This is a genomic window from Methanofollis liminatans DSM 4140 (genome assembly GCF_000275865.1).
In the GTDB taxonomy this organism is placed as follows: Archaea; Halobacteriota; Methanomicrobia; order Methanomicrobiales; family Methanofollaceae; genus Methanofollis; species Methanofollis liminatans.
In genome coordinates this window covers 1,973,475-1,996,644 of sequence record NZ_CM001555.1, presented here as the reverse complement: position 1 = coordinate 1,996,644, position 23,170 = coordinate 1,973,475, and the positions used below count along the sequence as shown (strand labels likewise).

Below are 23,170 nucleotides of genomic sequence, written 5' to 3'. Positions count from 1 at the left end.
TCGTCCATCAGACCTCCTCCTTGAGCACATTCTCAATCACGCCTTTCACGTCCACCGGTGCACCGTAGTTGCTTTTTACCGGATCGGTGCCGTCCTCGCCGTACTTGAACTGGAGCATGCGCCCTCCGGTCGTTCTCACTGAACGGTCGTATTCCACCTTCAGGTCCTGCAGGGCGTTGATCATCCGCCGCTGCAGGTAGCCGCTCTGCGATGTACGAACCGCCGTGTCCACCAGACCTTCACGGCCACCGATGGCGTGGAAGAAGAACTCGGTCGGGTTGAGCCCGCTCTTGTACGACGAGCGGACAAACCCGTGCGCTGCCGATCCGCGGTCGCCCCGCTTGAAGTGCGGGAGGGTCCGCTGGTCGTAACCACGGACGATACGCTCGCCACGCACCGACTGCTGTCCGACGCACCCGGCCATCTGGGTCAGGTTCAGGATCGAACCTCTGGCACCCGAGACGGCCATCACCACAGCAGAGTTCGAGAGACCGAGGTGACGGGATGCGATCTCACCGGTGCGGTCACGGGCCTTGCCGAGCACCTGCATGATCTGCATTTCAAGGGTCTCTTCTTCGGTACGGCCTGGCATCGGCTCGAGTTGTCCATCCTCGTAGATCGCGATCCGGCGGCGGACATCCTTCTCGGCGTTGTCCAGCACCTCCTTGATCTGGCCGTACTCGGTCTTGGTCAGGTCTTCGTCGTCGATCCCGAACGAGAACCCATCGAACATGATCGCTCTGATCGAGAGGCGGGTCACGTCGTTGATGAACTGCGCCGCCCGCTTCTGCGAGTACTGGCGGATGATCCGGTTGACGATCTCACCGTCAAAGGCGCCGATTGCCTTTTTATCGATGGTGCCGGTGATCAGTTCGCCGTCCCGCATCTTTACGTAGGTATCCTGGTCGCAGAGCTCTTTTTTGCAGGTATCGCAGTGCTTGCAGGAGGACGCCTTGAAGATCATGTTGATCCCGGGCGGGAGGATCGCCGAGAAGACCTGCTTGTTGCTCCAGTAGGCCACGCCGTTCTCGACCTTTCCGGGCTCGGGCAGGTGTTCGACCTCGGCATGCCTCAGGAGGTAGAGCGCCTCCTCCTTCGTGAACCAGCGGACTTCGTGGGTCAACAGGAAGATCCCGGAGATATGATCGTGGATACCGCCGATGATCGGCCCGCCGAAGCGGGGCGACCGGATATTTTCCTCCACGTTCACCAGGATCTCGGCCTCAGCCATTGCCTCCTCGGTCTGCGGGACATGGAGGTTCATCTCGTCCCCGTCGAAGTCGGCGTTGTATGGCGGGCAGACTGCAGGATTCAGCCTGAAGGTCTTGCCTCCCATGATCTTGATGTGGTGGGCCATGATCGACATCCGGTGCAGAGAGGGCTGACGGTTGAAGAGCACGATGTCCCCGTCCCGCAGCTGACGCTCGACTGTCCATCCCGGTTCGATCTGGTCGGCGACATCGCTTTTGTTCTCATCTGAAAGCCGGATGCGCCTCTGATCCGGGCGGATCACGTAGTTTGCGCCCGGAGGGTCGATTAAGTTCTTGCGATCGACGCCGTTTCGCACGTAGAACCGCGCGGCCTCAAGGTTGTAGTTTGTCACCCGCACCGGCACGCTCATCTCGTTCGCAATGGCAAGGGGCACGCCGACCTCGTTTACATCAAGGAACGGGTCAGGGGAGATGACGGTACGTGCGGAGAAGTTCACACGCTTACCGGAGAGAGACCCTCTGAAACGCCCGTCTTTCCCTTTCAACCGCTGGGATAGAGTCTTTAACGGTCGGCCCGAACGGTGCCGCGCCGGCGGGCATCCGGCCACCTCGTTGTCCATGTAGGTGGTGACATGGTACTGCAGGAGTTCCCAGAGATCCTCGATGATCAGCTGCGGGGCGCCGGCGTCCTGGTTTTCCTTGAACCGCTGGTTGATCCTGATGATGTCCACGAGTTTGTGGGTGAGGTCGTCCTCTGAGCGCTGACCGTTTTCCAGGATGATCGAGGGGCGCATGGTCACCGGCGGCACCGGCAGCACGGTCAGGATCGTCCACTCGGGCCGCGCCACGTCCGGGTTGATCCCGAGGAGCCTGAGGTCATCGTCCGGGATCCGCTCCAATCGGGCGCGGATGTCCGCCGGGGTGAGTTTATGCTCGCCCTTCTTGCCGTTCTCCTCGACCACGACCTCGGAAAAGGTCGTGGGTTTCTCGAAGTTCACCTTCAATTGCTGCTCGCCGCAATACGGGCAGACGCGCTCCTTCTTGATGTCCTTCTCGGTAACGAGGTCGCCGCTCTCGTCCTCCTCGGTCCCGACGATCTTTGTGATCTCGTCGGGCGAGAGGAGAAGCCTGCCGCAACTCCGGCACGAAACGCGGAGCAGTTTTCTGATCAGCCGCGTGTAGCCGACATGGATCACCGGCTTTGCGAGTTCGATGTGGCCGAAGTGGCCTGGACAATCGCTGGCCTTCTGGGCGCAGGTCTTGCACCGCATGCCCGGATCGATGACGCCGAGGTGGAGGTCCATCAACCCCTGTGAATACGGATATCCGTCGTCGTCGTAGGTGTCCGCCCAGATGATCTTTCGCACGCTCATCTGACGGATCTCCTTGGGCGAGAGGAGACCGAACTCTATCTTTCCAATTCTCTTCGGGCTTGTCATATTCTCTCCCCCCTTTATACCATGTCCTCAAGCCGCAGACGCGGTGCGATGCCCATGCTCTTCATCTCATCGAGCAGGAGTTTGAAGGCGTAACTCATCTCGACCGAGTAGATGTCGGTTTCTGAGCCGCAGTTGAGGCAGCGTGTGATGTTCCGTTTCCGATCGAGCATCGCCACCATACCGCACTTTGCGCAGACGTACTGCTGCACCTTGTCGGACTCGTCGAGCAGACGCTCCTTCAGCGCCATGGCGGCGCCATGGCCGATCATCACATCGCGCTCCATCTCACCGAAACGCAGACCGCCCTCACGTGCACGCCCTTCAGTCGGCTGCCTGGTGAGCACCTGAATGGGGCCGCGCGAGCGCGCATGCATCTTCGAGGAGACCATGTGGTAGAGTTTCTGGTAATAGATCACGCCCATATAGATGTCGGCGTGGAACTGTTTCCCGGTGAAGCCGTCGTACATCACCTCACGGCCGGTATGCGAGAAACCAAGCCGCTTGAGAGACTCGCGCATGTCCTCCTCGCGCTCGCCCCGAAACGGCGTGGCGTCGATCCTGCGCCCTTCGAGGGCCCCGATCTTGCCGCCGATCATCTCGAGCATATGCCCGATGGTCATCCGGCTCGGGACGGCGTGGGGGTTGATGACGAGGTCGGGTGCGATGCCCATCTCGCAGAACGGCATGTTCTCCTGCGGAACGATCCAGCCGACGACACCTTTCTGCCCATGTCTGGACGCAAACTTGTCGCCGACCTCAGGAACCCTGATGTCACGGGTCCGGACCTTCACGAGGCGCGACGAGTTCTCGCCCTCGGTGATGATCACGGTGTCCACAATGCCGTGTTCGTTCGAGCGCATCGTCACCGAGGTGTCGCGCCGCTTTTCAACGGCGATCAACTCACCGCTCGGTTCTTCGAGGAACCTGGGCGGGGAGGTCTTGCCGATGAGCACGTCTTTCTCGTGGACGTTCGTCTCCGGGTTGATGACGCCGTCGTCGTCGAGGTTCTGATAGTACTCGGCGCCGTGGGCGCCTGAGACCTCTTCGTCCGGGATCTGGATGCGGTCCACCTGACCGCCCGGGTACCGGCGCTCCTCTCCTTCGTAGGTCCTGAAGAAGTGGGAACGACCAAGGCCGCGCTCGATCGAGGCCTTGTTGAAGATGAGCGCATCTTCAATGTTGTAACCTTCGTATGAGAGAATGGCGACGACGAAGTTCTGGCCGGCCGGCCGGTCGTCGGACCCGATCAGGTCGGAGGCCTGGGTGTAGACCATCGGCTTCTGGCAGTAGTGAAGGAGGTTGGCCCTGGTATCCGGTCGCAGCTTCATGTTGGCCGCCGCAAAACCGAGCGCCTGCTTGACCATGCCTGCGCCCATCGTGACACGGGGCGATGCGTTGTGCTCGGGGAAGGGGACGTGGGCGGCGCCGATTCCCAGAATCAGGGAGGGGTCGATCTCGAGATGCGTGTGCTCCGGGGTGATCTCGTCCTCGCGGATGGCGATAAAGAGATTCTCCTCCTCCTCGGCATCGACAAACTCGATCAGGCCGCGCCGCACGATATCGCCGAAGGTGTTCTCGCCGTTCTGGACGAGGGCGAGGTCGGCGCTGGTGATCAGCGGCTTTCCATCCTTTATCACGATCAGCGGCCTTCTGGCCCTGCCGCGGTCGGTGTTGATGACCACATCGCCGTTGAACTCCTCGTAGGCGATGTTCACTTCGGACGAGATCGCACCGTGGCGGCGCATGGCGCGCCCCTTTTCGACGAGTTCCTCCGGGTTCTCAACGAGTCCGATCAGAGAACCGTCAAGAAAGACGCGTGACTTCTTCATAGTCTGATCCTCCCGATGCTCAGCGGTTCGACGCCGAGGTTGTAGAAGATGCTCTTGACCTCTTCGGTGTTGTCATAGCCCTTTGAGATCTCTACCATCTGGGCGAAGTTTTTCACAAGACCACAATTTGGACCTTCTGGTGTTTCGGAGGGACAGATCCGCCCCCACTGGGTGGGGTGCAGGTCACGGGCTTCGAAGTGCGGCTGGGACCGCGAGAGCGGGGAGATGACGCGCCGCAGGTGGGAGAGCACGCTCATCCGGTCGGTGCGGTCCATCAGCTGGGAGACGCCGGTCCGCCCGCCGACCCAGTTGCCGGTGGCGAGCGGGTGGAGGAGGCGCTCGGTGAGCACGTCGGCGCGCACCGCCGTGCTGATGGAGAGGTCGCGGTGGCGCATGCTCGCCCGCTCGAGCTGGTACTTGATATCCCTGGTCAGGCGGTTCAACGAGATCCTGAAGAGGTCCTCCATGAGATCGCCGGCAAGTTTCAGCCGTTTGTTGGAGTAGTGGTCCTTGTCGTCGATCTTTCTCCGGCCGAGCACGAGATCGAAGCAGGCTTCCGCCATGCGGCCGAGGAAGTGTGCCTTTGCGAGCCTGACGCCGATCACCGCGTCTTCATAGCCCGGATCGCCCTCTTTGAGGCTCTCAGGCATCAGGTAGTTGAGGTGGGGCAGCAGGTAGGAATCGAGTACGAACTCGGCCCTCCGGCGCTGGTACTCGCGCGTCTGGTTCGGGGCGAGCTTCTTACCTACATACATGACGCCGTCCTCGATGGTGCTGCAGTCGGACTCCTCAAGGTTCTGCATCATGTAGGTGAGAATCTCCTCGTCGGTCGAGACCGCTTCCACAATCTCCCGGTCGCTGCCCAGGCCGAGCGCCCTCATCAGATCGACGAATCTGAGATGTCCGGCAACTGACGGGAACGAGATTTCAAGAAGGTTCTTCTTGTTTTTCTCCACAACAACGAGCGCACGGTAGCCGCGGAACTGTGAGAATACTTTTGCCACGTAGATCCGTTCGTTGTAGCGCTCAGTGAACTCGGTCATGATCTTGTTTGATGCAAGATCCTCGAGCGTCATCAGCACGCGCTCTGAGCCGTTCACGATGAAATAGCCGCCTGGATCCAGTCCGTCCTCGCCGTAATTCACCCGATCGGTATCGGAAAGACCGGCAAGGTTGCAGGCCACTGATCCGACCATGATCGGCAGCTGTCCGATCGTGGTGGTGAATGGTTCGCCGCGCATCTCTCCCTGGACAAGTGTCATGTCCAGCTCGATCGGCGCCGCATAGGTGAGGTTGCGCAGCCGCGCCTCGGCGGGGTACAGCATGCTCTGGGAGCCGTCGGCCTCTCTGACGGTCGGTTTTAAGATCCGGATTGTGCCGAGCTCCACCCAGACTGCCTCGCTGTTCTTTCCCCGGTTTTCGATGTCGGTCTCGATGATCCGCTGTTCGTCGACCACTTTCTGGAGATTGTACTCAAGAAAATGGTTGAACGAGTCCAGCTGGTGACGGGCGACATGTTCACCTGAGAAGTACGCCCTCGATAAAATACTTCTGTCTAACAGGTTTATCCGCCCCGATTCACTTCTTTGGTCTCTTGACCACATGCCGATAGGATTCGGCGATGCCGGCCGTCTGGCTGTTCCGTGTTATTTTGATAACGTCTCCGATCTTTGCCCCGATCGATTTTACGGCGGGGTCGTCGCTGTAGATGCGGGGAAGCTGATCGAGTGTTATCTGGTAGCGGGAGAGGAGATCCCCTACTTCCTCTTCGCTCATTTTCTGATGATCAGGCACCATTACATGATCCAGAACATTAAATCTGGTGCTCATCTTGATCCCCCCGGACGAGAAAGAGTTAAATTCAGATGTATCACCACGCAAAAACCACAGTCTGCGCCATGGCAGCGGGCCTAGAGGGATTTGAACCCCCGACCATCTGGTTAAAAGCCAGACGCTCTACCTAACTGAGCTATGGGCCCATTGTGCAGACAGCATTATTACAATGACGTCTCGAGTTATAAAAGTATCGGACCTGCCCGGTCCTGCTGTGGTTTTGCTGGTTGATTCTCACATATGTCATGATAAGATTTAACTGCTCCGATTCTGATTATTCGGTGATGACCGGACCGGACGAAGAAATTCCGCAGATGCAATGGGCGATCGGTGCTATCATGCGCGCCAATTATGTTATCTACTTCTGTATCGCGATCGTTCTGGTTCTTCTTGCCGTTGCCTCTTTTTATGATGTCGCCCTGGAGTTCCTGCAGGCTTTTGATGGCGGTTTCGTCACGACAAACGGCATCCTTCAGGTGCTCCACGCCCTGCTGGTGACCATCATCATCATTGAGATCCTGGAAACAGTGACGGCATATTTCCGGACAAACCAGCTCCAGGTCAGGCCCATCCTTATCGCAGGGTTGACGGCGATGGTACGGAAGGTTCTGGTCTATGGCCTCGAACCGACCGATCTGATCGACGTTGTTGGGACGGTTGCCGTTATCGCCGTGCTGACGGCGGCGATAGCGGTGGTGGGGAGAGAGCGGGAGGCGTGATTTTTTTGGGGGGGGGCGGACCTGAAAAGGTACGCCGGAGGTTCGCCTGAGTGGTGAGAATGGGGGAATTGCCCGGGTGAAAGGGCGAGGGGCCAAAAAAGTTATTCTGATTTTTTCGCAGGGGTGCTCTCGATCTCGGCTTTGATCTGGGCGAGGCGCTCCTGCTGGAACCTTATGCTGTTCTCCATATTCCTGATGGCGAGGGAGATCTTCTCGCTCGCCCGCGAATCATTGATGTTATAGGTCGTCTCCAGGATGCGGAGCAGGCGATTGTTCACGTCGACTCCCTTTGCAAGGCGGGCGTACTCGTCGACCAGAGATCTGTCGAGTCCTGCCTCTTTTGCACGCTCGACGTCGCTCCTGATGATCTCTCGCCGTTTCAGCACTCGTTCGATCGCCTCGTAGAGCTCGCGGTGTGTGATAGGTTTGAGGATGTAGTCCTCGATATAGGAGCCATACCCCTCTGCTTCGTCCGGGGTCAGCTGTTTCGCCGTCAGCATGAGCACCGGGATCTCGCGGGTCTTCGGGTTGATCTTGATGTTTTCCAGGGTTTCCCAGCCGTCCATCGGCTCCATCATGATATCGAGGAGGATCAGATCAGGTGCGACGGTCTTGAGAATTTCGAGTCCTTCCTCTCCACTATATGCCGCGATCGCCTGATAACCGCCCCGCTCCAGCATGGTGACGAAGACGTCCACGATGAAGGGGCTGTCATCCACGACGAGCACGGTGTACATCAGAGTACCTCCGCAATATCTGCCGCAATCTTCGTCAGAGCCGTGTATGTCGCCTCGAGGTCTGCTTTATCTTCAAGAACGACGGCGAGGAGGGTGCGTTCGCCCGCGCTGATCACCATGATGGTGGCGTCGGGGCTCATGACCGTGATCCGCTCGGGTGGCTGGATATGAGATATGCTGGCCGCCGCTTCGGCTGACGCGAGCATCGTTGCGCTCATTGCTGCAAAAGAAGGAACAGATACGCCGCCGGTGAATGCCCTGCCCATCAGGATCCCGTCACGCGAGGTGATCACGCAGGCCTTTACTCCTTCGACGCCTGTGATCTCCTTGATGAACTGGTTGATCCTCTCTTTGAGTCCCAGATGTTCTGACATGCCCACCTTACCTTATCCCTGTTCATATAACATTTTTTGGTTTCCTTTATCTTTGAGTATCTTTGCCTTTTCCAATACGGGTTGGTTATACTCGCCAGGGCCTATTTTCTGGCAAAATTTTCTGAATATTTTCTCTCCGCCACTTTTTGTTCCTTCTTCGCCTCTTTTGTCTCTTTCTGTGCCGTGTTCTCTCTTTAAATTGTGCTTTTGATCGATAGGTTCTATTATGTCATGATTGCAAAATACGTAGTCTTTAATGGGCACGGCGATAGTCATAATTAATAGTATATATACAATTCGATTTTTGATGATTAACATAGAGTTATAATATGTACAATACCTAATCCATATTAATGGATATTCCGAGAGGTACCTTCTCTTCTATCAGACGGGATATACTCTTATCCGCCATACTCTCCGAGATCCGTGAGACATCGTTTTCCGGGTATGTGACGGTGAGTTGCGGGGGAGTTCCCGGTTCCCTCGTTTTCTCTGAAGGGACTTGCATTCTCGCCGAGTACCAGGGCCTGCAGGGTCATGCGGCCTGGCAGGAAATCCAGGTGCGGGGCGGTGAGACGGTCGAGGCCGGGATGCATCTTCTCACCCCCCAGCAGATCAGACTTGCATCAGAATTCAACAAAAAAGCGGCAGTCTCTGTGGTGCCTCCTCCCCGGCAGGCTGGAAGAGCGGATGGGGGCCGAAATGCCCGGGCAGACATGCCGCCGGCGAAGAAGAGCCCCGGAGTGGCAGGCCGTCTCAGGGTTCCTCGCGGCACTTTCTGCGAGATCAGGCGCGACCTCCCGGTCAATGAGGTGATCGATGATCTGGGGAAGCGCGGCTTTTCCGGCTATGGTCTCTTCTCCGGGGGCCCCGGTACGTTCACCCTGGTGTTCTCCGGTGGCGTCTGCATTCTTGCCGACTGCGGTGGCGAACCGGGGTCTGCAGCCCTGAAGCTGGCAAAGACTATTGAACGCATCTCTGAGGTGAGTCTCTATGGTTTGTCAGACCGGCAGATCTCCCTTGCCCTTGAGTTCAACGAGGGCTATGGCGCCGCCCCTGCTGAGTCCGTTTCCGGGGCCGGGTCCCGGAGAACCGTTGCTGACGGTGGCGCTGTGCCTCCTTCCTTCGGTCCTGCACCTCGTCCAGCTGCAGAAGGGCAGGGCCGGGAGACCCGGAGAAAGGACGAGCCGGTCTCGTCTCGAATGTCAGATCTGGACCTTCTCTACATCGAGGGCCTCGATTCGATCGACCCTGCGGCGATGGCGGCTGATCTGAAATCCAGCTATGTCTCGATCCTCGGCCGCCTCGATCTTGGCCACCTGATCGATAGGAAAGAGGAAAAGGAGTGTGAATGACGATGGAAGATGGAGCAATGCTTGTGGCACTGGGGGAGATTATGGTCGTCCTCCTTGCCCTGATAGGTGTGGGGGTTGCCGGATGCGTGCTGTATCTGGTCCGGATCAGAGACCAGATGGACGAGATCCTCAAAGAGTTCTCAGAACGGCATCAGATAACCCAGTTGCGTGATATGATTGGCGGAACCCCCAGGGAACCGGTGGACCTCTTCAAACTCTTCAAGCATATCCAGAAGTCGCGGGAAGTGGAGTGGGATAAACCGCCGCAGGATGTCGAAGTGGTCGTGGGCCAGAACGATATCATGGGGAGCATGAAGGCACTCTGCGAAAAGTACTATCTGGACGCCTTTACGATCGCAACCGATGACGGACTCGTCGTTGCCTCCTCGATGGAGGATGCCGCCGCCGATGCTGCAAAGTACAGCCACGCATTCACCGCGGGCACGCTCCCCGACGACCCGCAGGTGATGCTCTTCGGTGTCAGGCACAAAGGATCGCCGCTTGTCGGCATCATCCGCACCGATCGCAACATTCCTGAAAAATGGGTGGAGAGCATGGAAAACGATGCCGTTTCAATCCTGAAGCGGTGGTTGTGAGGATATGCTGCGTACAATCCACAGATCTGGACGAGGGATGAGATGATAAGAGCATATACCATTGCATCAGGCAAGGGGGGGACGGGCAAGACGACCGTCACGGTCAATCTTGGGACCGCCCTTGCACAACTTGGAAAAGAAACGTACATCCTCGACGCTGATGTCGGCATGGCAAACATCGGGATTCTGCTCGGGCTTGAAAACGTCCCGGTGACCCTGCATGAGGTGCTCGCCGGCAAGGCAAAGGTCGATGAGGCGATCTATGACGGGCCGGCCGGACTGAAAGTGGTGCCGAGCGGCATATCACTGCAGGGGTTCCAGGACGCAAACCCCGACCGGTTGCGCGAGGTGATGCACGATCTTGTCGATCGCTGCGATTACCTCCTCATCGACGCCCCGGCGGGGATCAGCCGTGACGGCGTGGTGCCCCTTGCAATCGCAGATGAGGTAATCCTGGTGGTGAACCCCGAGCTTTCCTCGATCGTCGACGCCCTCAAGACCAAGATCCTTACCGAACTGGTCGGCGGCCATGTCCAGTATGCGATCATCAACCGGGCGGGCAAGGACAATCTCGACTTCGTTGAGAAAAAAATAGAAAAATCGCTTGGCGTCAAGTCTCTTGGGTCGGTTCCTGAAGACAACCATGTCCGTGAATCGGCAGCGTACAAGACGCCTGTTGTGATAAAGTACCCGACTTCTGGCTCTTCACGGGCGATAAAGAGGATCGCGGCAGAAATTTCCGGGTGCGAATACCACGACGACACCGCTTCGGCGCGCGAAGGTTTCATAGACAGACTTGCAAAGGCTATTTTCAGGGGGAAAAGATAAATGGATGCGTTTGATATGGGAGGGATCCTCCTTATTATTCTGGGAATCGTGATCGTCCTTCAGCTCTTCATCATGTACATCATGTATGTGCGGATCCAGCAGCTCCTCTCCGAAGTAGATGTCCTCGGGAGCAGGATGCGGATCACCGACAGCGAGCTTGAGGCCCTCACGAAGAATGTGGAGAAGTTCAAACAGCTCAGGATCTGATCCGCCAGCGCGGCGGCGTTTCGCTCCTGTCCTCTCTTTTTGTGCCGGGCCGTAAATCGCCGGCCTGATGGAAGAATACATATAGGCAGAGGTCAAAATGTATAGAGTCAAGTGGGGTCATAGGGTAGCCTGGACCATCCTAGGAGACTGGGGGTCTTCTGACCCGCGTTCAAATCGCGGTGACCCCATTTCTTTTTAATCCGGTGTTTTATGAAATTTCAGCCACGATGTACAGAGTGTCTTCTCTCGCGGGTCGCCTACGAGGCCGCCCTGGTGCTCGACGATCCTGATCGGATCGAGGAGATCAGGCGCACCGCAGCGGAAGTTCTCTCTGTGGGGCGGGGTGAGGGGGTTGCCGCGCCGGTGCTTGCGAGCCGGGTGCACCGCTGCGCGTACCGCCTGATCGGGAGCGACGATCCCTATCTGGACTTGAAGCGGCAGAACAACCGCGACGCTCTTGCCGCCGCTGAGGTGATCGCCCCGCGGCTCTCGTCGTTCCATGATACTGTGATGGCGGCGGTTCTCGGGAACACCTTTGACTACGGGGTCCTGGCGCATCAGGTGACCGATGACTTCCTCTCGTTTTTTCTCGAGGAGTTTGAGAAGGGCCTCGCGATCGACGACACCGATCGGATCCTTCCGCTCTGCAGGCGTGTCGTCTATATCACTGATAATTGCGGTGAGATCGTCTTCGACCGTCTCCTCATCCTCTTCCTGAAAGCGATGGGGGCGGAGGTGACCCTCGCCGTCAGGGGGGCCCCGATCCTCAACGACGCCACCCTTGAGGACGCCCGCGCCCTCGGGCTGGATCTGATCGTCGACCGTCTGACCACGACGACGCGGGGTGAAGCCGAACTCGGTATCAACCCCCTCCTCCTTCCGGACGACCTGGTCTGCGCCCTTGATCGCTGCACCCTTGTGATCGCCAAAGGGATGGCGAACTACGAGTCTCTGACCGATATCTCTGATTTTCCTCCGGTTGCGCACCTGATGGCGGTGAAGTGCGATACGATTGCAGAGATGACCGGCGTGTCCCGGGGTTCGGTGGTGGCGCTCCTCAGGGAGTGACGCCCGCGCCCTGTATCATCGCATCCATGCACCGTCCAATCAACGCCTCGATGCGGGTATTGCCAGGGCAGCGTTTCTCGGCCTTAGTACAGAAGAGGGCCGCCTCACGGTATCTTCCCAGCCTGATCAACCGTTCGGCCATTTCGGTGAGCAGGTCGATATTCTCCGGGTCGAGCCGGCACCCCCGGATCAGGTACTCGATCGCCTCGTTGTCGGTGCTGGAGGTTTTTGCGAGGTAATACATCAGTTCCGGCTGATTTGGGCTCATGTTGAGGGCTTTTTGAAATGCTTTTCTGGCGTCCTCATCCTTCCCGAGGAGATGGCAGGCGATGCCGTGGCCGAGCCATGCCTCGCCTTCATACCGATTGAGAGTGAGGGCTGCGAGAAATGCTTCGTCTGCAGGTTCGGGTCTGTCAAGTTTGAGAAGAGCGTTGCCGAGCATGACAAGCGCCCTGATGTTCTCAGGTTCGCTCGTCGCCGCCTGGATAAAGAGCTGGTACGCCTCATAATAATCCCCCACTGCCATCAGCACCTCGCCCTTGCCGACAAGGAAGTCCGGGTGGTCTGGGACGGCCCGGAGGGCTCGATCAAAGAAGGAGAGGGATTCCTCGTATTCATGCATCGAGAGGTGGGTCACCCCTTCGTTGTACCAGCCGAGTGCATACCTCTTCTGAGGGGGGATGTGTACCATTAGATCACAGGAATGGGTAATGTATTTGATTGATGTTCTTTCATTTAATTATTTTGTTCACTTTCAAAATTGATTTTATTATTATCTATGATTATCTCTATTTTTTTAGCATGAATCATTTATTTCGGCCTTTTTGGCCCTCTGCTCTGATGTGGCTATCCGCATCACGTCTCTGACTGGCCCTGTTGAGCGTCGGATCGGGATAAAGATGGGTTCATCTTCAGCCAGACAGGTATATATGCCTCCTGCCCGAATGCTCATCCATGGAACTGCTGGGCATCTCCATCGGCTGGATCCTGATCGTGCTCGGGGCGCTCTTTCTCCTGATCGAGACCTTCAACCCTGGTTTTTTCATTGCTGTTCCCGGGACGGTGATGATCATTCTGGGTGTGCTCTTCGTGATGGGTTTCGACGTCTTTGGTTCGACCCTCGGTGTTGCCGTGGGTGTGGCGACCGCCCTCGCAGCGGCCGCCGTAACCGTCTGGCTCTATGCCAGGATCACGCCTGACGAGCGGCCGACAACGATCAGCCGGGACTCGATCGTCGGTCATGGTGGGCGGGTGGTCAGGGAGGTTGTCCCGGAAAACATCTCCGGCAAGGTGGCGATCGGTGGCGTCGAGTGGTCGGCGCGTTCTGTCGCGGGTGTCCTCCCGGCAGGGACAGAGGTGGTGGTCGTGCGCTCGGAAGGGGTGCACGTCATCGTCGAGGAGGTACGATAATGGTGTTAGCCGAGATTCTCAATAACCTGATCACGATCTTTCTGATCCTGGTGATCATCTTCATTATGTCCCGGGGTGTCGTGATCATCCAGCCCTACCAGCAGGGCCTGCAGATACGCCTCGGAAAATATATCGGACGGCTGAACCCGGGTTTTCGGTGGGTGATACCCCTGATCACCACCGTCGAAAAACTCGATCTACGGACGACGGTGATGGACGTGCCCTCGCAGGAGGTGATCACGAAAGACAACTCGCCGACGAATGTCGACGCGATCGTCTATACTCGTGTCATCGACCCGGAAAAGGCCTTTTTCGAGGTCTCGAACTACCGGATGGCGACGGTCGCCCTCGCCCAGACGTCCCTGCGCGGCATCATCGGCGACATGGAGCTCGACGAGGTGCTCTACAACCGGGAGTTGATCAACACCAAACTGAGGGACATCCTGGACCGGGAGACCGACCAGTGGGGCGTGAAGGTCGAGCGCGTGGAGATCAAGGAGGTCGACCCGGTCGGTGCGGTGAAGAACGCGATGACCGAGCAGACTGCTGCGGAGCGTGAACGGCGTGCGGCGATCCTGCGGGCCGAGGGCGACAAGCGGTCCGCGATCCTGCGGGCCGAGGGGAACCGGCAGAGCATCATCCTCGAAGCGGAGGGCGAGCGGCAGAGCAAGATTCTCCGTGCCGAGGGCGAGCGCCTCTCCAGGATCCTGCAGGCGCAGGGGCAGGCACAGGGGCTGCGCATCCTCTCCCTGGGCTCTCAACCTCTGGACAAAAAATCGATCACCGTCCTCTCCCTGGATGCCCTGCGGCAGATGGCCGACGGGCAGGCGACGAAGATCATCTTCCCGTTTGAATTGACGAGCCTTATAAAACAGAGCGCACGGTTCCTCGGGGCGACCGAGGAGATGCCCGAAGAGGAGGGCGTCGAGGCCGCGGGCGCCCTTGACGAGGCGATTATCGGCACGATCCCGAAGCCAGAGGAGGTCGAGCGCCTTCTCAAGCAGCTCGCAAAAGAGGTCGAGAGTGGTGAGACGATCGAGGAGTTGAAGACCGGGGCGGTCGGCAAGGCCCCGTGATCTTTTTTTGGCTCTTCGCAACTATGTGTGGGTGGTCAGGATACTTTCATCTAACTTCTCCCCACGCAAATACGTACAATGGGAATGATCTTACACAACAGACTGAAGATGTAGGGGGCGCTTCTTGACGTTCGCAGGGTTTTCACGAGCGTCTCACGCTAAGACGCGAAGTTACGAGGATTTAATCGGGGTTCTGTTTCTTTGTGGTCTTCGCGTGAGGAAATGACATTACGGTGATATCATGAAACTGGAGACTTCTGATGATTATATAGAATCTATTAAAAAATTCAAGAGGAAAAAACAACTGCATCCCATTGTAGAGTCACGTTTGAGCGTATTACTTAACAAAATTTATCCGGATGATTGTCCTGTTCTGGAAGTATCGGGAGTACTTGGAGGTAGGAACGATCTGTTGTTGTATTCGTTTACGGGGCGTCGAGTTTTATTTGAGTTATTTTTCTCACCGTCTCAAGTTGCTCAAGATCTCCGCCTTCTTGAACAATCAAGTGCAGAAATTAAAATTGCAATCCTCCTCGATGATGAAATTAATTCAAAATTATCGACTGAATACTTCAGAAAGAGGCCGGATTCATTTCCTTTCATCTGGTTAAAGTGGATAATGAATCCCGAATTCGAAATGATTTGTCTTCAAAGATTACGCGAGTTGATCGATGAAGAATCTGTAATAGTTCAGTTACGCCCCCTTCTTTCAAGTCCCGTGGGAGAAGCGATAGAGCTTCACTTTAAAAATCAAATTCAACTGATAAAAGAAAAAATAGGGGTGCACTCCCCTCGAAATTTTAATGTAGAAGATCTTACTGGATATCAGATTGCGTCACTTCTTATAATTCAAGAATTACGAAAGATGGGAATTCCAGCGGAACGACTCCGTTCTCTGCATGCCTGGTTACAAAAAGCAATTCCTTACGGATTCCAAGTTGCTGCTGGTGGCTTTCAGGTATTTCTCATGTCTGATCTTAACGGCCGTCATGCAATCTGGAGTGATGGTGATTTTGCGGATGATTTGATAATCTGTGGTGAATCCCAGAGTGCAAATGTTGTCCTCTGCCTGAATCCGATTATCAATAAAGTGACCGAGGCATTAGGGTATAAGAAAAATGAAATAGAATTCCATTTCTTCCATACGTATCATGAATTTATTGATAAATCTGGTTCCAAAATCTAAGGTGCCCCCTTTCAGGAATATGCTGAGATTAGGAGAGGCAAAGATAATGCCTCTCCTCTTTTTGAAACATTGAAATCTCAATTTTTTCGTTATTATTTTACAAATCATTGGATTTAAATCCGGGAGTATAATTATTTACGTCAGTCTGCGAACCCCTATTTACGGTGAACGGATGACAAATACCGTCTATCTCTTTGCATGCCTCTCTTTTGCCGACTGGGAGCTCCCGCTCGCGGTCTCGATGATCTCGGATACGAACAGGAATTTCCCGAAGAACAGGAGTTACCGGGTGGTCACCTTCGGGCTTTCAAAAGAGCCGGTCATGTCGCTTGGTGGCATGAGGGTGCTTCCCGACACGGACGTCGCCAGCGTCGATCTCGCGGATGCGGCGATGGTGATCCTCCCCGGCTCCTCGTTCTACGAGACGAAAGATCCGGGCGGAGCTGGCCTCCCTGGTCGGCGAGTGCGTACGGCAGCGGATCCCGGTGGCGGCGATCTGTGGGGGGACGCTGTTTCTCGCGCGGCACGGCTTTCTTGACACCGTCCGCCACACCAGCTGCGGCCCCGGGTGGCTGAAACAGAACGCTCCCGCCTATCGCGGGGAGGCGTATTATGTCCCTGCGCCCAGCGTCGCCGACGGCGGCATCATCACGGCGAACCCCTTCGGTTTCGTGGAGTTTGCCGCCGATATCATACGGACACTGGATGTATTTTTGCCCGGGTTTCTGGAGTTCTGGGTGCGTACCATCAAGACCGGCTACCTGAATGTCGATGCGGTCGATCCGACGGCAGGAACGATGAAGGAGTGAATGGGGCGGGCAGGGCTACGGCGATCTTTCTCGTCCCCCCGCCGCCGCAGAGATCGCGATGCCGGCACCCCCTGCTCCTGTAGTCTCTTCACCCTGCGGATAACGCTGTCTTCCGGTATTTCCAGCCGTGCAATCCCCCCGCAGATGCCTGTTATGGTTCCGCTTGTTTTGCAGGATCTGGCCCGGCACTCCCCGCTCGATCCGCTGGTCCCCGCAGAAGTCCTTGCATTCGTGATCACCTGCACAGTGGGTCTGGGGGGACACTAACCACATCGAATGATGAGGAGAAAATACTGCGATCTCTTTTTTACCCTGTCTGAAACACTGCAACCCTGCGAACGACCTGGATTGTGCTGCAGCTGTTCCTGGGGTGTTATATCTCTATGTGTCCTCAATTCGCCGTTAGACGCTTGAAAATATGTGATATGTGCTAAAAGCCCATAGAAAAAAGTCAGCCTGACATGATACAGGATGGTTCGTCCCGGATAAGAAACCAGAAAATAAGGCGGCTGCCGGATTGCTCCGGACCTGAGGAAAACAGGAGTGGAATCAGTTCATACGAAGCATCCTGGCATTAATAGCGACGATAACCGTACTGGCGCTCATCAGGGCGGCCCCTATTGTGGGCGTGAGGATGATCCCGTACCCGATGGCGACACCTGCTGCCAGCGGGATGGCAAAGGTGTTGTAACCGGTGGCCCAGAGCAGGTTCTGGACCATCTTGGAGTAAGTCTTCTTCGAAAGTACGATTATGTCCACCACGTCCCTCGGGTCACTCCGGACGAGCACGATATCGGCACTCTCCACCGCCACGTCCGTTCCTGCCCCTATGGCAATCCCCACGTCAGCCTGGACAAGGGCCGGGGCGTCGTTGATCCCGTCTCCGACCATGGCGACCCGGTACTGTTTCTGGACTTCCTTGATCTTTTCAGCTTTCTCATGCGGCAGGACTTCGGCAAAATAGTCGTCAAGGCCGATCTCTTCAGCAACCCATTTCGCCACGAATTGGTTGTCACCGGTGAGCATCATGCATCTGACACCCATCTCCTTCAGGTGGGAGATGGCGTCCCGTGACTCTTCCCTGACGATATCGGCCAGGGCGAGTGCACCAAGGACCGTCCGGTCCTGAAGAACAAAAACGACCGTTTTTCCCTGGGAAAGAGTCTTTTCCACCCTGGAGTCCACGACAGTGATGTCCTCTTCTTTCAGGTAGCCCGGACTCACGACCCGTGTGAGAATACCGTCGACACGGCCTTCAACACCTTTTCCTGATATCGCCCGGAACTCTTGAGGCTGGCTGAGGCTGATATCTCGCTCGCCTGCACTCTGCACAATTCCTCTTGCAATGGGATGTTCAGAGTTCTCTTCGAGCGATGCAGCCCTCCTGAGGATCTCCTCCTCACTCACATCCCCGAACGCGAGGATATCCGTCACACCAAACACGCCACGGGTGAGAGTGCCGGTCTTGTCAAAGACTATTGCCTGCAGGTTTCTTGCCCCCTCGAACGCCTGGCGGTTTCGGATGAGAAGCCCTGACTGTGCTGCCAGTGCGGTTGAGACCGCAACGACGAGGGGGACGGCAAGGCCGAGGGCATGGGGGCATGCGATGACCATGACCGTCGCTGCACGTTCCACCGCAAAGTCGAGGCTCGGGCCGAGGAGGTACCAGGCGATGAAGGTGATCGCCCCGACAGAGAGGGCGATGACGGTAAGAAGGAGTGCTGCCCGGTTCGCGAGGTCCTGTGCACGGGACTTGCTCTCTTGGGCCTTCTGGACGAGATCGATCACCTGGTTCAGATAGGTGTCTTTCCCGGTCTTCTTCACCTCGGCAACAAGAGATCCCTCGCCGTTGATGGATCCGCCGGTGACGGTATCGCCGGGTTTTCTGGAGACTGGCTTTGACTCGCCGGTGAGCATCGACTCATTCAGGCTTGATGTCCCTTCGATGACCACTCCGTCGACTGGAATTTTCTCACCGGGTCTTATCAGCACAAGGTCTCCGAGTTTGAGGGTTTCGATACTCACATCCTCAGTCTCACCGCTTTCTTTCATCAGATGGGCTTCCGAGGGCATGATCTTCACCAGCTCCTCAAGAGCGCGGGAGGCACCGAGGACCGATCGCATCTCGATCCAGTGACCGAGCAGCATGATGTCTATCAGGGTGGCAAGTTCCCAGAAGAACGGTTTGCCGGAAACCATGCCGAGGACAATTGCTGCACTGAACACATAGGCGACGGTGATGGCCACCGCAATGAGGGTCATCATGCCCGGGAGCCGGGAGCGGAACTCCTGCACGATCCCTTTCAGGAACGGGTAGCCACCGTACGCGTATATTGTGGTTGCAAGGGCCAGGAGTGCCAGTTCTGATCCGGCAAAAACAAAGGAAAATCCGAAAAACGACTGGATAGAGGGGGAAAGGATCAGGATCGGCACCGTGAGGAGGATCGAGATGATAAAGCGTTTCCGGAAATCCTCGAGCATGTGTAGGTGTCCGCTCTGTTTTCCAGTGTAACGGTCACCGTTTCCACCGGAGGTCTTCGGTTCCGAATGTCCCTCGTGAGAGGCGTGACCCCCTTTCCTCCCTGGTTCTTTTCCGCCATGATTCATGATCCTACCTCAGACCGGCATGGATATGCTGAGCATCGGACTTTCCCATACATAAAATTGCAGACACTGCCTGATCCACTGCATTCACTGAAAATAGCCATGGTTGTATCAGATATAACCTGCTGGATATATCTTTTACCCTTTTAATGAGCCGGTTAAGATCATTCTGGCTTCGTTGAAATCATCTGATAGACCGATCCCTGAATAGGGCAACGATCTATAACGATCGTTGCTCTTTGAGTTAATGACCAATCCAAAACAAAGAATACAGATAGTGTCAACGAACCGTTAGATCAAACTTCTTGAAAAGATCTGTTCGGTACTCCGTTCATCCCTTCTGCCTCTTTATTCCTGCAAATATTCCTGGAAAACATATGCTCAGGATAAACTTATGGTCATCCTTCTCTCGTGAAGTTCTTCGTACAGCCTATCGCGCTACGGCTGACCTCAGCGATGTCGCCGACGGCGAAGGCAGCCGCCACCGCCATGCCGAGGCTGCCGCTCCGGGTAAAACCGTTCTCCACCGGAGAGGGGGGTGGGTACGGCGTTAAAAAAAGGTTTGCTCTTTTTAGAGGTGAAGAAGATAGGGCAATGCAATAAGCCCGATCATCATCGAGAGGAGGAGCCACGAGACCACAAAGACGATCGTCTGACCATAGCGCCCGAGCCCCCGCGGCTCGAGCACGCGGTCCACCCCTTCCTTAAGGATATAGCCGCCGTCGAGCGGCACCATCGGGATCGCGTTGAAGATCCCCACGTTGATGTTGATCCAGGCCGACCAGAAGAGAAGGTGGACGATCCCCCAGAAGAGGGGGAAGGGCTCCTCGAAGTATGCGGTCGCCGGCGTGGCGAAGGCGAGCACCTTGAGTTGCTGACCGCCGATGGACATGTCGAAGGGAATGGTCACGAAGCGCAGAAAGCCTATCGGTGAGAACATCTGGCCGACCGTCTCCTGCACGGCCCCGGCGTCATAGTAGTAGATACCCATATAGCCTGAGTCCCGCGGCCCGGAGACGTTGGTGATCTCTTCGGGCCATTCGGCCAGGGTGACGGGGTAGGAGGAGATGGCGCCGTCTTTCTCGACGGTGAGGCTGATTTGATCGCCGGGCTCTGTGGCGTTGAGGAGGGCGCTCACGTCCTGACGCGTGGCGACGTCGATCCCGTTCACCTCCGTGATCACGCTCTGCGTCGGTACCCCGGCGGCATTTGCTGGGCCCCCTTCGTAGACGCCGTAGATCGCCGGGAGAGCCAGGGGCGTCGCCATCCCCACGGCCCCGATGAAGAGAGCGAAACAGACGACCCCGACGACGATGTTGTTCGTGATCCCGGCGCCGAGCATTCGCGCCTTGGGGAGGCCGCGGACCTTCTCTGCGTCCTCCTCGTCGGGTTCGACGAAGGCACCGATCGGGATCACCGCATAGAGGAGACCGGCGCTTTTCACCCGGATATGCTCGATCCTGCAGAGCACCCCATGGCCGAACTCGTGGATCGCAAGGGTGAGGAAGAAAGCGAACCAGACGGCGAAGGTGGAGGGGACGTACTCGTTGATGCCGGGGAGGAGGAGGATATTCTGGGGTTTGTAGATCCCGGTGGGCTCGGGCTGGACGAGGAGCGTGAGCCTGAAGGAGAGGACGAGCAGCAGCGTCATCAGCACGGCGGCGATAACCACCATCACGACGCCGAAGGTGCCGTATGCCCGCAATACTCGTGAATAGGGTACAAAGACGTCGAAAATCCGCACCTTTGTTGTGCGGATCATCATGATGGGGCCGTAAAATCCGATATGGTCCCCAAAACGCCCGGTCTTCCGTACATATGCGACGGCGAGTATGTAGGTCACGATGAGAAATGCAACGATCAGTGTCCAGTCCATCTGAGATTAGTGGTGGTCGCCGCATCCTGATAAAGGGTTCTTGCCTGGATCAGGCAATCTCCAGGAATCCGGGAATACGATCGGGTTCTTGGATCGTTGTCCTGTAGAATGGGGAGAATGGAGATTTCCGTTGCCAGGATGGGGTATTTTTTAGAGGCGTCTGTAAATAGTGCTTTGAATTATAGAAACCATTATATATTATATTGTGTATTGGCACTATCTATCTGGACGGCCTCACCGGCCCGGTGACGATGGGGATCTTCTCTCCGGCAGGGCGGTCCTGGATGACAGGTGATATGATGAAATTCTCCGATGTGAAGCCCTGTGCTGCCCTCCTCGGGTGCGTTTTCCTGACGGCATCGTTGACGGTTCTGCTCCAGCACACCGGTATCGATCTGATGATCTTCTCTGATGCTGCTCCCTTCCTCCCTGCACTTGCAGGATATGTCATAACCCCGCCGGGTTTTGTCACGACGGTTCTCGTGCCCGGGCTTGCCCTCTCGGTCATAGACCTTGCCCTCCTGAAGCGCGCCATTTTTGGCGGTGAATAACGCTGTATTCTGGCAGTGTTCAGGCAAAAAAGTCCCCGAGGCTTCGCTGGCGGCGGTCCTTCATCATCTCCTCCACCGTCTTCCAGCTCCTCCGGGCGAAGACCGGCGGCACGCCGTCGGCCCTGATCTGTTCCCTCAGATAGGCGATGGTGACGGTGTCGGAGGGATAACCGCTCCCGATCGCGCCGAACGCTTCCTGAAGTTCTATGATCCGCCGGTCGCGGCTCACCTTGGCGACGATAGAGGCGGCGCTGACGACCGGGAAGAGGGCGTCGGCGTGGTGTCGGGCAATGACCGGGCACGGCGATCCGAGGGCGGTGACCGTGGCGGCGTAGCGCTCTTCGTTGACGTCGCAGGCATCGACATAGGCGGTCTGCGGGGCGAGGGCGGCGATCACCCCGGCGTGCGCCCGCGCCACGATTGTGTTCATGCTCATCTCCTCTCTGAGATGGTCGATCTCCGCGGCCGAAACCTCGATCACGGTCCAGGGGAACGAACCGGTGATCTCGTCGTACAGCGTCGCCCGGCGTTTCGGCGTGAGGGCCTTGGAGTCCTTCACGCCGGGCGGCAGGTCGCCCATCTCCTCGCACCCGACCCCTCCCACGACCATCGGCCCGAGCACCGCCCCTTTTCCCGCTTCGTCGACCCCGCAGATCATCGGTACAGGGGTTGATGCACAAGATATTTCAAGCGTGGGGCGGCAAACTGGTGTGGATGTACATCATCATCGTTGGCCTCGGCGGGATCGGGAGAAACCTGGCGGCGATCTCGGCGGAACATGGCGATAGCGTCGTTGTCATCGATCAGGACGAGTCGAAGTGCAACGATATCCTCGACCACTACGACGTGCTTGCGATCACCGGGGACTCCACCGACAGTTCGGTGCTGGACGACGCCGGCATCGACCGGGCCCAGAGCCTTGTTGCGACGACGAGCGACGATGCGGTGAACCTGATGACCTGCTGGCTCGCAAAGCGCTACAACGTCACGAACGTCGTCTCCATCGTGAACCAGAAGCAGCACTCCGCATTTTTCAAGGAGGTCGGGGTGAAGATCAGCGAGAACCCCGACGAGCTCGTGGCGACCCGTCTCTATTACTGGGCCGAGAACCCGAACCTGCAGCAGCTCGCCTCGATCCCCGGCGGGACGATCTTCGAGTTCGTGGCCGAGGACGGGGCGCCCTTCATCGACCACGAGATCAGGGAACTCGAGGTGAAAAACTTCGTTTTCATCGCCATCCGCCGTGCCGGCGGCGAACTGATCATCCCGAGCGGGAACGTGAGGATCCGGCCGGGCGACACGATCACGGTTTTCACGAAGAAAGAGGCCGAACGCGAGTGCCTTGATATCCTGAACCGGCAGCTGAAAAAAGCTGAGGACTAAAACCGACGCCTGGCGGAGTACACATCTCCGGGCACTCTTTTCAGATCCCTTATTTTCACCGGAGAGGGCAGGGGTTTTC

The 23,170-nt window shown here is 56.9% G+C and carries 24 protein-coding genes, 2 tRNA genes and 1 pseudogene; 15 read left to right on the top strand and 12 right to left on the bottom strand.

The genetic code is table 11. The features are described 5' to 3' along the window. Window positions 1-7: 7 nt before the first annotated feature. The 5 genes from METLI_RS09815 to METLI_RS09795 all read right to left on the bottom strand — a co-directional run bounded on the left by METLI_RS09815 (window position 8) and on the right by METLI_RS09795 (window position 6,458). On the bottom strand, window positions 8-2,650 hold the full coding sequence (locus METLI_RS09815) for a DNA-directed RNA polymerase subunit A' (protein WP_004039972.1): 2,643 nt from the start codon (window positions 2,648-2,650) through the stop codon (window positions 8-10). Between the two features lie 14 nt (window positions 2,651-2,664). Further along, complete coding sequence (gene rpoB / locus METLI_RS09810) at window positions 2,665-4,479, bottom strand: DNA-directed RNA polymerase subunit B (protein WP_004039971.1); 1,815 nt, start codon at window positions 4,477-4,479, stop codon at window positions 2,665-2,667. Beyond that, window positions 4,476-6,083, bottom strand: a complete 1,608-nt coding sequence (locus METLI_RS09805; protein WP_004039969.1) for a DNA-directed RNA polymerase subunit B'' — start codon at window positions 6,081-6,083, stop codon at window positions 4,476-4,478. Before METLI_RS09805 ends, rpoB begins: the two co-directional genes overlap by 4 nt. Next, complete coding sequence (locus METLI_RS09800) at window positions 6,058-6,309, bottom strand: DNA-directed RNA polymerase subunit H (protein WP_004039967.1); 252 nt, start codon at window positions 6,307-6,309, stop codon at window positions 6,058-6,060. Before METLI_RS09800 ends, METLI_RS09805 begins: the two co-directional genes overlap by 26 nt. A gap of 75 nt (window positions 6,310-6,384) precedes the next feature. After that, window positions 6,385-6,458, bottom strand: a tRNA-Lys gene (locus METLI_RS09795). 138 nt (window positions 6,459-6,596) lie between these two features. Between METLI_RS09795 and METLI_RS09790 the strand changes: the two genes are divergently transcribed. Beyond that, complete coding sequence (locus METLI_RS09790) at window positions 6,597-7,031, top strand: phosphate-starvation-inducible PsiE family protein (RefSeq protein ID WP_004039964.1); 435 nt, start codon at window positions 6,597-6,599, stop codon at window positions 7,029-7,031. Between the two features lie 101 nt (window positions 7,032-7,132). Here the strand turns inward: METLI_RS09790 and METLI_RS09785 are convergent, their stop codons facing one another. From METLI_RS09785 to METLI_RS09775, 3 genes are read right to left on the bottom strand one after another with little or no spacing between them, the layout of a single operon-like run. Beyond that, window positions 7,133-7,768, bottom strand: a complete 636-nt coding sequence (locus METLI_RS09785; RefSeq protein WP_004039962.1) for a response regulator — start codon at window positions 7,766-7,768, stop codon at window positions 7,133-7,135. Then, window positions 7,768-8,142: a roadblock/LC7 domain-containing protein gene (locus METLI_RS09780; protein ID WP_004039961.1), complete on the bottom strand. Its 375-nt coding sequence runs from the start codon at window positions 8,140-8,142 to the stop codon at window positions 7,768-7,770. Before METLI_RS09780 ends, METLI_RS09785 begins: the two co-directional genes overlap by 1 nt. Before the next feature lie 12 nt (window positions 8,143-8,154). After that, window positions 8,155-8,406: a hypothetical protein gene (locus tag METLI_RS09775; RefSeq protein WP_157203258.1), complete on the bottom strand. Its 252-nt coding sequence runs from the start codon at window positions 8,404-8,406 to the stop codon at window positions 8,155-8,157. Window positions 8,407-8,702: 296 nt separating this feature from the next. Here METLI_RS09775 and METLI_RS09770 point away from each other — a divergent pair, with 296 nt between their 5' ends. The 6 genes from METLI_RS09770 (at window position 8,703) to METLI_RS09745 (ending at window position 12,196) form a co-directional block, all read left to right on the top strand. Then, window positions 8,703-9,497 carry a hypothetical protein gene (locus METLI_RS09770; RefSeq protein WP_157203257.1) on the top strand — a complete coding sequence of 265 codons (795 nt, stop codon included), beginning with the start codon at window positions 8,703-8,705 and terminating at the stop codon, window positions 9,495-9,497. Continuing rightward, entirely contained in the window at window positions 9,494-10,093 is a 600-nt protein-coding gene (locus METLI_RS09765) for a hypothetical protein (RefSeq protein ID WP_004039957.1), read from the top strand. Before METLI_RS09770 ends, METLI_RS09765 begins: the two co-directional genes overlap by 4 nt. Before the next feature lie 42 nt (window positions 10,094-10,135). Beyond that, on the top strand, window positions 10,136-10,921 hold the full coding sequence (gene minD / locus METLI_RS09760) for a cell division ATPase MinD (protein WP_004039956.1): 786 nt from the start codon (window positions 10,136-10,138) through the stop codon (window positions 10,919-10,921). After that, on the top strand, window positions 10,922-11,128 hold the full coding sequence (locus tag METLI_RS09755; protein ID WP_004039954.1) for a hypothetical protein: 207 nt from the start codon (window positions 10,922-10,924) through the stop codon (window positions 11,126-11,128). It abuts the gene before it with no gap. Window positions 11,129-11,241: 113 nt separating this feature from the next. Continuing rightward, window positions 11,242-11,316: transfer RNA gene (locus tag METLI_RS09750), tRNA-Pro, on the top strand. A 22-nt stretch (window positions 11,317-11,338) separates the two neighbouring features. Continuing rightward, window positions 11,339-12,196: a damage-control phosphatase ARMT1 family protein gene (locus tag METLI_RS09745; protein ID WP_004039952.1), complete on the top strand. Its 858-nt coding sequence runs from the start codon at window positions 11,339-11,341 to the stop codon at window positions 12,194-12,196. Here the strand turns inward: METLI_RS09745 and METLI_RS09740 are convergent. Continuing rightward, window positions 12,186-12,887 carry a tetratricopeptide repeat protein gene (locus METLI_RS09740; RefSeq protein WP_004039950.1) on the bottom strand — a complete coding sequence of 234 codons (702 nt, stop codon included), beginning with the start codon at window positions 12,885-12,887 and terminating at the stop codon, window positions 12,186-12,188. The two genes, METLI_RS09745 and METLI_RS09740, sit on opposite strands and share 11 nt — an antisense overlap. Before the next feature lie 263 nt (window positions 12,888-13,150). Between METLI_RS09740 and METLI_RS09735 the strand changes: the two genes are divergently transcribed. The 5 genes from METLI_RS09735 (at window position 13,151) to METLI_RS13545 (ending at window position 16,677) form a co-directional block, all read left to right on the top strand. Further along, window positions 13,151-13,606 carry an NfeD family protein gene (locus METLI_RS09735; protein WP_004039948.1) on the top strand — a complete coding sequence of 152 codons (456 nt, stop codon included), beginning with the start codon at window positions 13,151-13,153 and terminating at the stop codon, window positions 13,604-13,606. After that, a complete protein-coding gene (locus METLI_RS09730; protein WP_004039946.1) occupies window positions 13,606-14,682 on the top strand; it encodes an SPFH domain-containing protein in 1,077 nt (358 codons plus the stop codon). The genes METLI_RS09735 and METLI_RS09730 overlap by 1 nt, the downstream gene beginning before the upstream one ends. 241 nt (window positions 14,683-14,923) lie before the next feature. Next, window positions 14,924-15,868, top strand: coding sequence for a hypothetical protein (locus METLI_RS12840; protein WP_004039945.1), 945 nt, complete (start codon window positions 14,924-14,926; stop codon window positions 15,866-15,868). Window positions 15,869-16,040: 172 nt separating this feature from the next. Next, on the top strand, window positions 16,041-16,406 hold the full coding sequence (locus METLI_RS13550; RefSeq protein ID WP_245529358.1) for a type 1 glutamine amidotransferase family protein: 366 nt from the start codon (window positions 16,041-16,043) through the stop codon (window positions 16,404-16,406). Further along, window positions 16,354-16,677 carry a type 1 glutamine amidotransferase family protein gene (locus tag METLI_RS13545; RefSeq protein ID WP_245529357.1) on the top strand — a complete coding sequence of 108 codons (324 nt, stop codon included), beginning with the start codon at window positions 16,354-16,356 and terminating at the stop codon, window positions 16,675-16,677. Before METLI_RS13550 ends, METLI_RS13545 begins: the two co-directional genes overlap by 53 nt. Window positions 16,678-17,226: 549 nt before the next feature. On the opposite strand, the gene METLI_RS09710 is transcribed toward METLI_RS13545, so the two are convergent. Beyond that, window positions 17,227-19,158: a copper-translocating P-type ATPase gene (locus METLI_RS09710; protein WP_245529356.1), complete on the bottom strand. Its 1,932-nt coding sequence runs from the start codon at window positions 19,156-19,158 to the stop codon at window positions 17,227-17,229. Window positions 19,159-19,576: 418 nt separating this feature from the next. On the opposite strand from METLI_RS09710, the pseudogene METLI_RS13205 reads away from it, so the two are divergent. Further along, window positions 19,577-19,733, top strand: a pseudogene (locus METLI_RS13205) (IS5/IS1182 family transposase); the annotation flags it as partial. 119 nt (window positions 19,734-19,852) lie between these two features. Here the strand turns inward: METLI_RS13205 and METLI_RS09705 are convergent. Continuing rightward, window positions 19,853-21,157, bottom strand: coding sequence for a site-2 protease family protein (locus METLI_RS09705; RefSeq protein ID WP_004039938.1), 1,305 nt, complete (start codon window positions 21,155-21,157; stop codon window positions 19,853-19,855). A gap of 203 nt (window positions 21,158-21,360) precedes the next feature. On the opposite strand from METLI_RS09705, the gene METLI_RS09700 reads away from it, so the two are divergent. After that, window positions 21,361-21,708 (top strand): hypothetical protein, encoded by a 348-nt coding sequence (locus METLI_RS09700; protein ID WP_157203256.1) that lies wholly within the window; start codon window positions 21,361-21,363, stop codon window positions 21,706-21,708. 19 nt (window positions 21,709-21,727) lie between these two features. Here the strand turns inward: METLI_RS09700 and rnhB are convergent, their stop codons facing one another. Next, window positions 21,728-22,366: a ribonuclease HII gene (rnhB, locus tag METLI_RS09695; protein WP_004039933.1), complete on the bottom strand. Its 639-nt coding sequence runs from the start codon at window positions 22,364-22,366 to the stop codon at window positions 21,728-21,730. Between the two features lie 56 nt (window positions 22,367-22,422). On the opposite strand from rnhB, the gene METLI_RS09690 reads away from it, so the two are divergent. Continuing rightward, window positions 22,423-23,091, top strand: coding sequence for a potassium channel family protein (locus tag METLI_RS09690; RefSeq protein WP_048103777.1), 669 nt, complete (start codon window positions 22,423-22,425; stop codon window positions 23,089-23,091). Window positions 23,092-23,170: the final 79 nt, after the last annotated feature.

Excerpts from the sequence above, each read along its gene's own strand:
- METLI_RS09815 (WP_004039972.1), bottom strand. The coding sequence starts at position 2,650 with ATGACAAGCCCGAAGAGAATTGGAAAGATAGAGTTCGGTCTCCTCTCG.
- rpoB (WP_004039971.1), bottom strand. The coding sequence starts at position 4,479 with ATGAAGAAGTCACGCGTCTTTCTTGACGGTTCTCTGATCGGACTCGTT.
- METLI_RS09805 (WP_004039969.1), bottom strand. The coding sequence starts at position 6,083 with ATGTGGTCAAGAGACCAAAGAAGTGAATCGGGGCGGATAAACCTGTTA.
- METLI_RS09800 (WP_004039967.1), bottom strand. The coding sequence starts at position 6,309 with ATGAGCACCAGATTTAATGTTCTGGATCATGTAATGGTGCCTGATCAT.
- METLI_RS09790 (WP_004039964.1), top strand. The coding sequence starts at position 6,597 with ATGACCGGACCGGACGAAGAAATTCCGCAGATGCAATGGGCGATCGGT.
- METLI_RS09785 (WP_004039962.1), bottom strand. The coding sequence starts at position 7,768 with ATGTACACCGTGCTCGTCGTGGATGACAGCCCCTTCATCGTGGACGTC.
- METLI_RS09780 (WP_004039961.1), bottom strand. The coding sequence starts at position 8,142 with ATGTCAGAACATCTGGGACTCAAAGAGAGGATCAACCAGTTCATCAAG.
- METLI_RS09765 (WP_004039957.1), top strand. The coding sequence starts at position 9,494 with ATGACGATGGAAGATGGAGCAATGCTTGTGGCACTGGGGGAGATTATG.
- minD (WP_004039956.1), top strand. The coding sequence starts at position 10,136 with ATGATAAGAGCATATACCATTGCATCAGGCAAGGGGGGGACGGGCAAG.
- METLI_RS09755 (WP_004039954.1), top strand. The coding sequence starts at position 10,922 with ATGGATGCGTTTGATATGGGAGGGATCCTCCTTATTATTCTGGGAATC.
- METLI_RS09745 (WP_004039952.1), top strand. The coding sequence starts at position 11,339 with ATGAAATTTCAGCCACGATGTACAGAGTGTCTTCTCTCGCGGGTCGCC.
- METLI_RS09740 (WP_004039950.1), bottom strand. The coding sequence starts at position 12,887 with ATGGTACACATCCCCCCTCAGAAGAGGTATGCACTCGGCTGGTACAAC.
- METLI_RS09735 (WP_004039948.1), top strand. The coding sequence starts at position 13,151 with ATGGAACTGCTGGGCATCTCCATCGGCTGGATCCTGATCGTGCTCGGG.
- METLI_RS09730 (WP_004039946.1), top strand. The coding sequence starts at position 13,606 with ATGGTGTTAGCCGAGATTCTCAATAACCTGATCACGATCTTTCTGATC.
- METLI_RS12840 (WP_004039945.1), top strand. The coding sequence starts at position 14,924 with ATGAAACTGGAGACTTCTGATGATTATATAGAATCTATTAAAAAATTC.
- METLI_RS13550 (WP_245529358.1), top strand. The coding sequence starts at position 16,041 with ATGACAAATACCGTCTATCTCTTTGCATGCCTCTCTTTTGCCGACTGG.
- METLI_RS09710 (WP_245529356.1), bottom strand. The coding sequence starts at position 19,158 with ATGCTCGAGGATTTCCGGAAACGCTTTATCATCTCGATCCTCCTCACG.
- METLI_RS09705 (WP_004039938.1), bottom strand. The coding sequence starts at position 21,157 with ATGGACTGGACACTGATCGTTGCATTTCTCATCGTGACCTACATACTC.
- rnhB (WP_004039933.1), bottom strand. The coding sequence starts at position 22,366 with ATGATCTGCGGGGTCGACGAAGCGGGAAAAGGGGCGGTGCTCGGGCCG.
- METLI_RS09690 (WP_048103777.1), top strand. The coding sequence starts at position 22,423 with ATGTACATCATCATCGTTGGCCTCGGCGGGATCGGGAGAAACCTGGCG.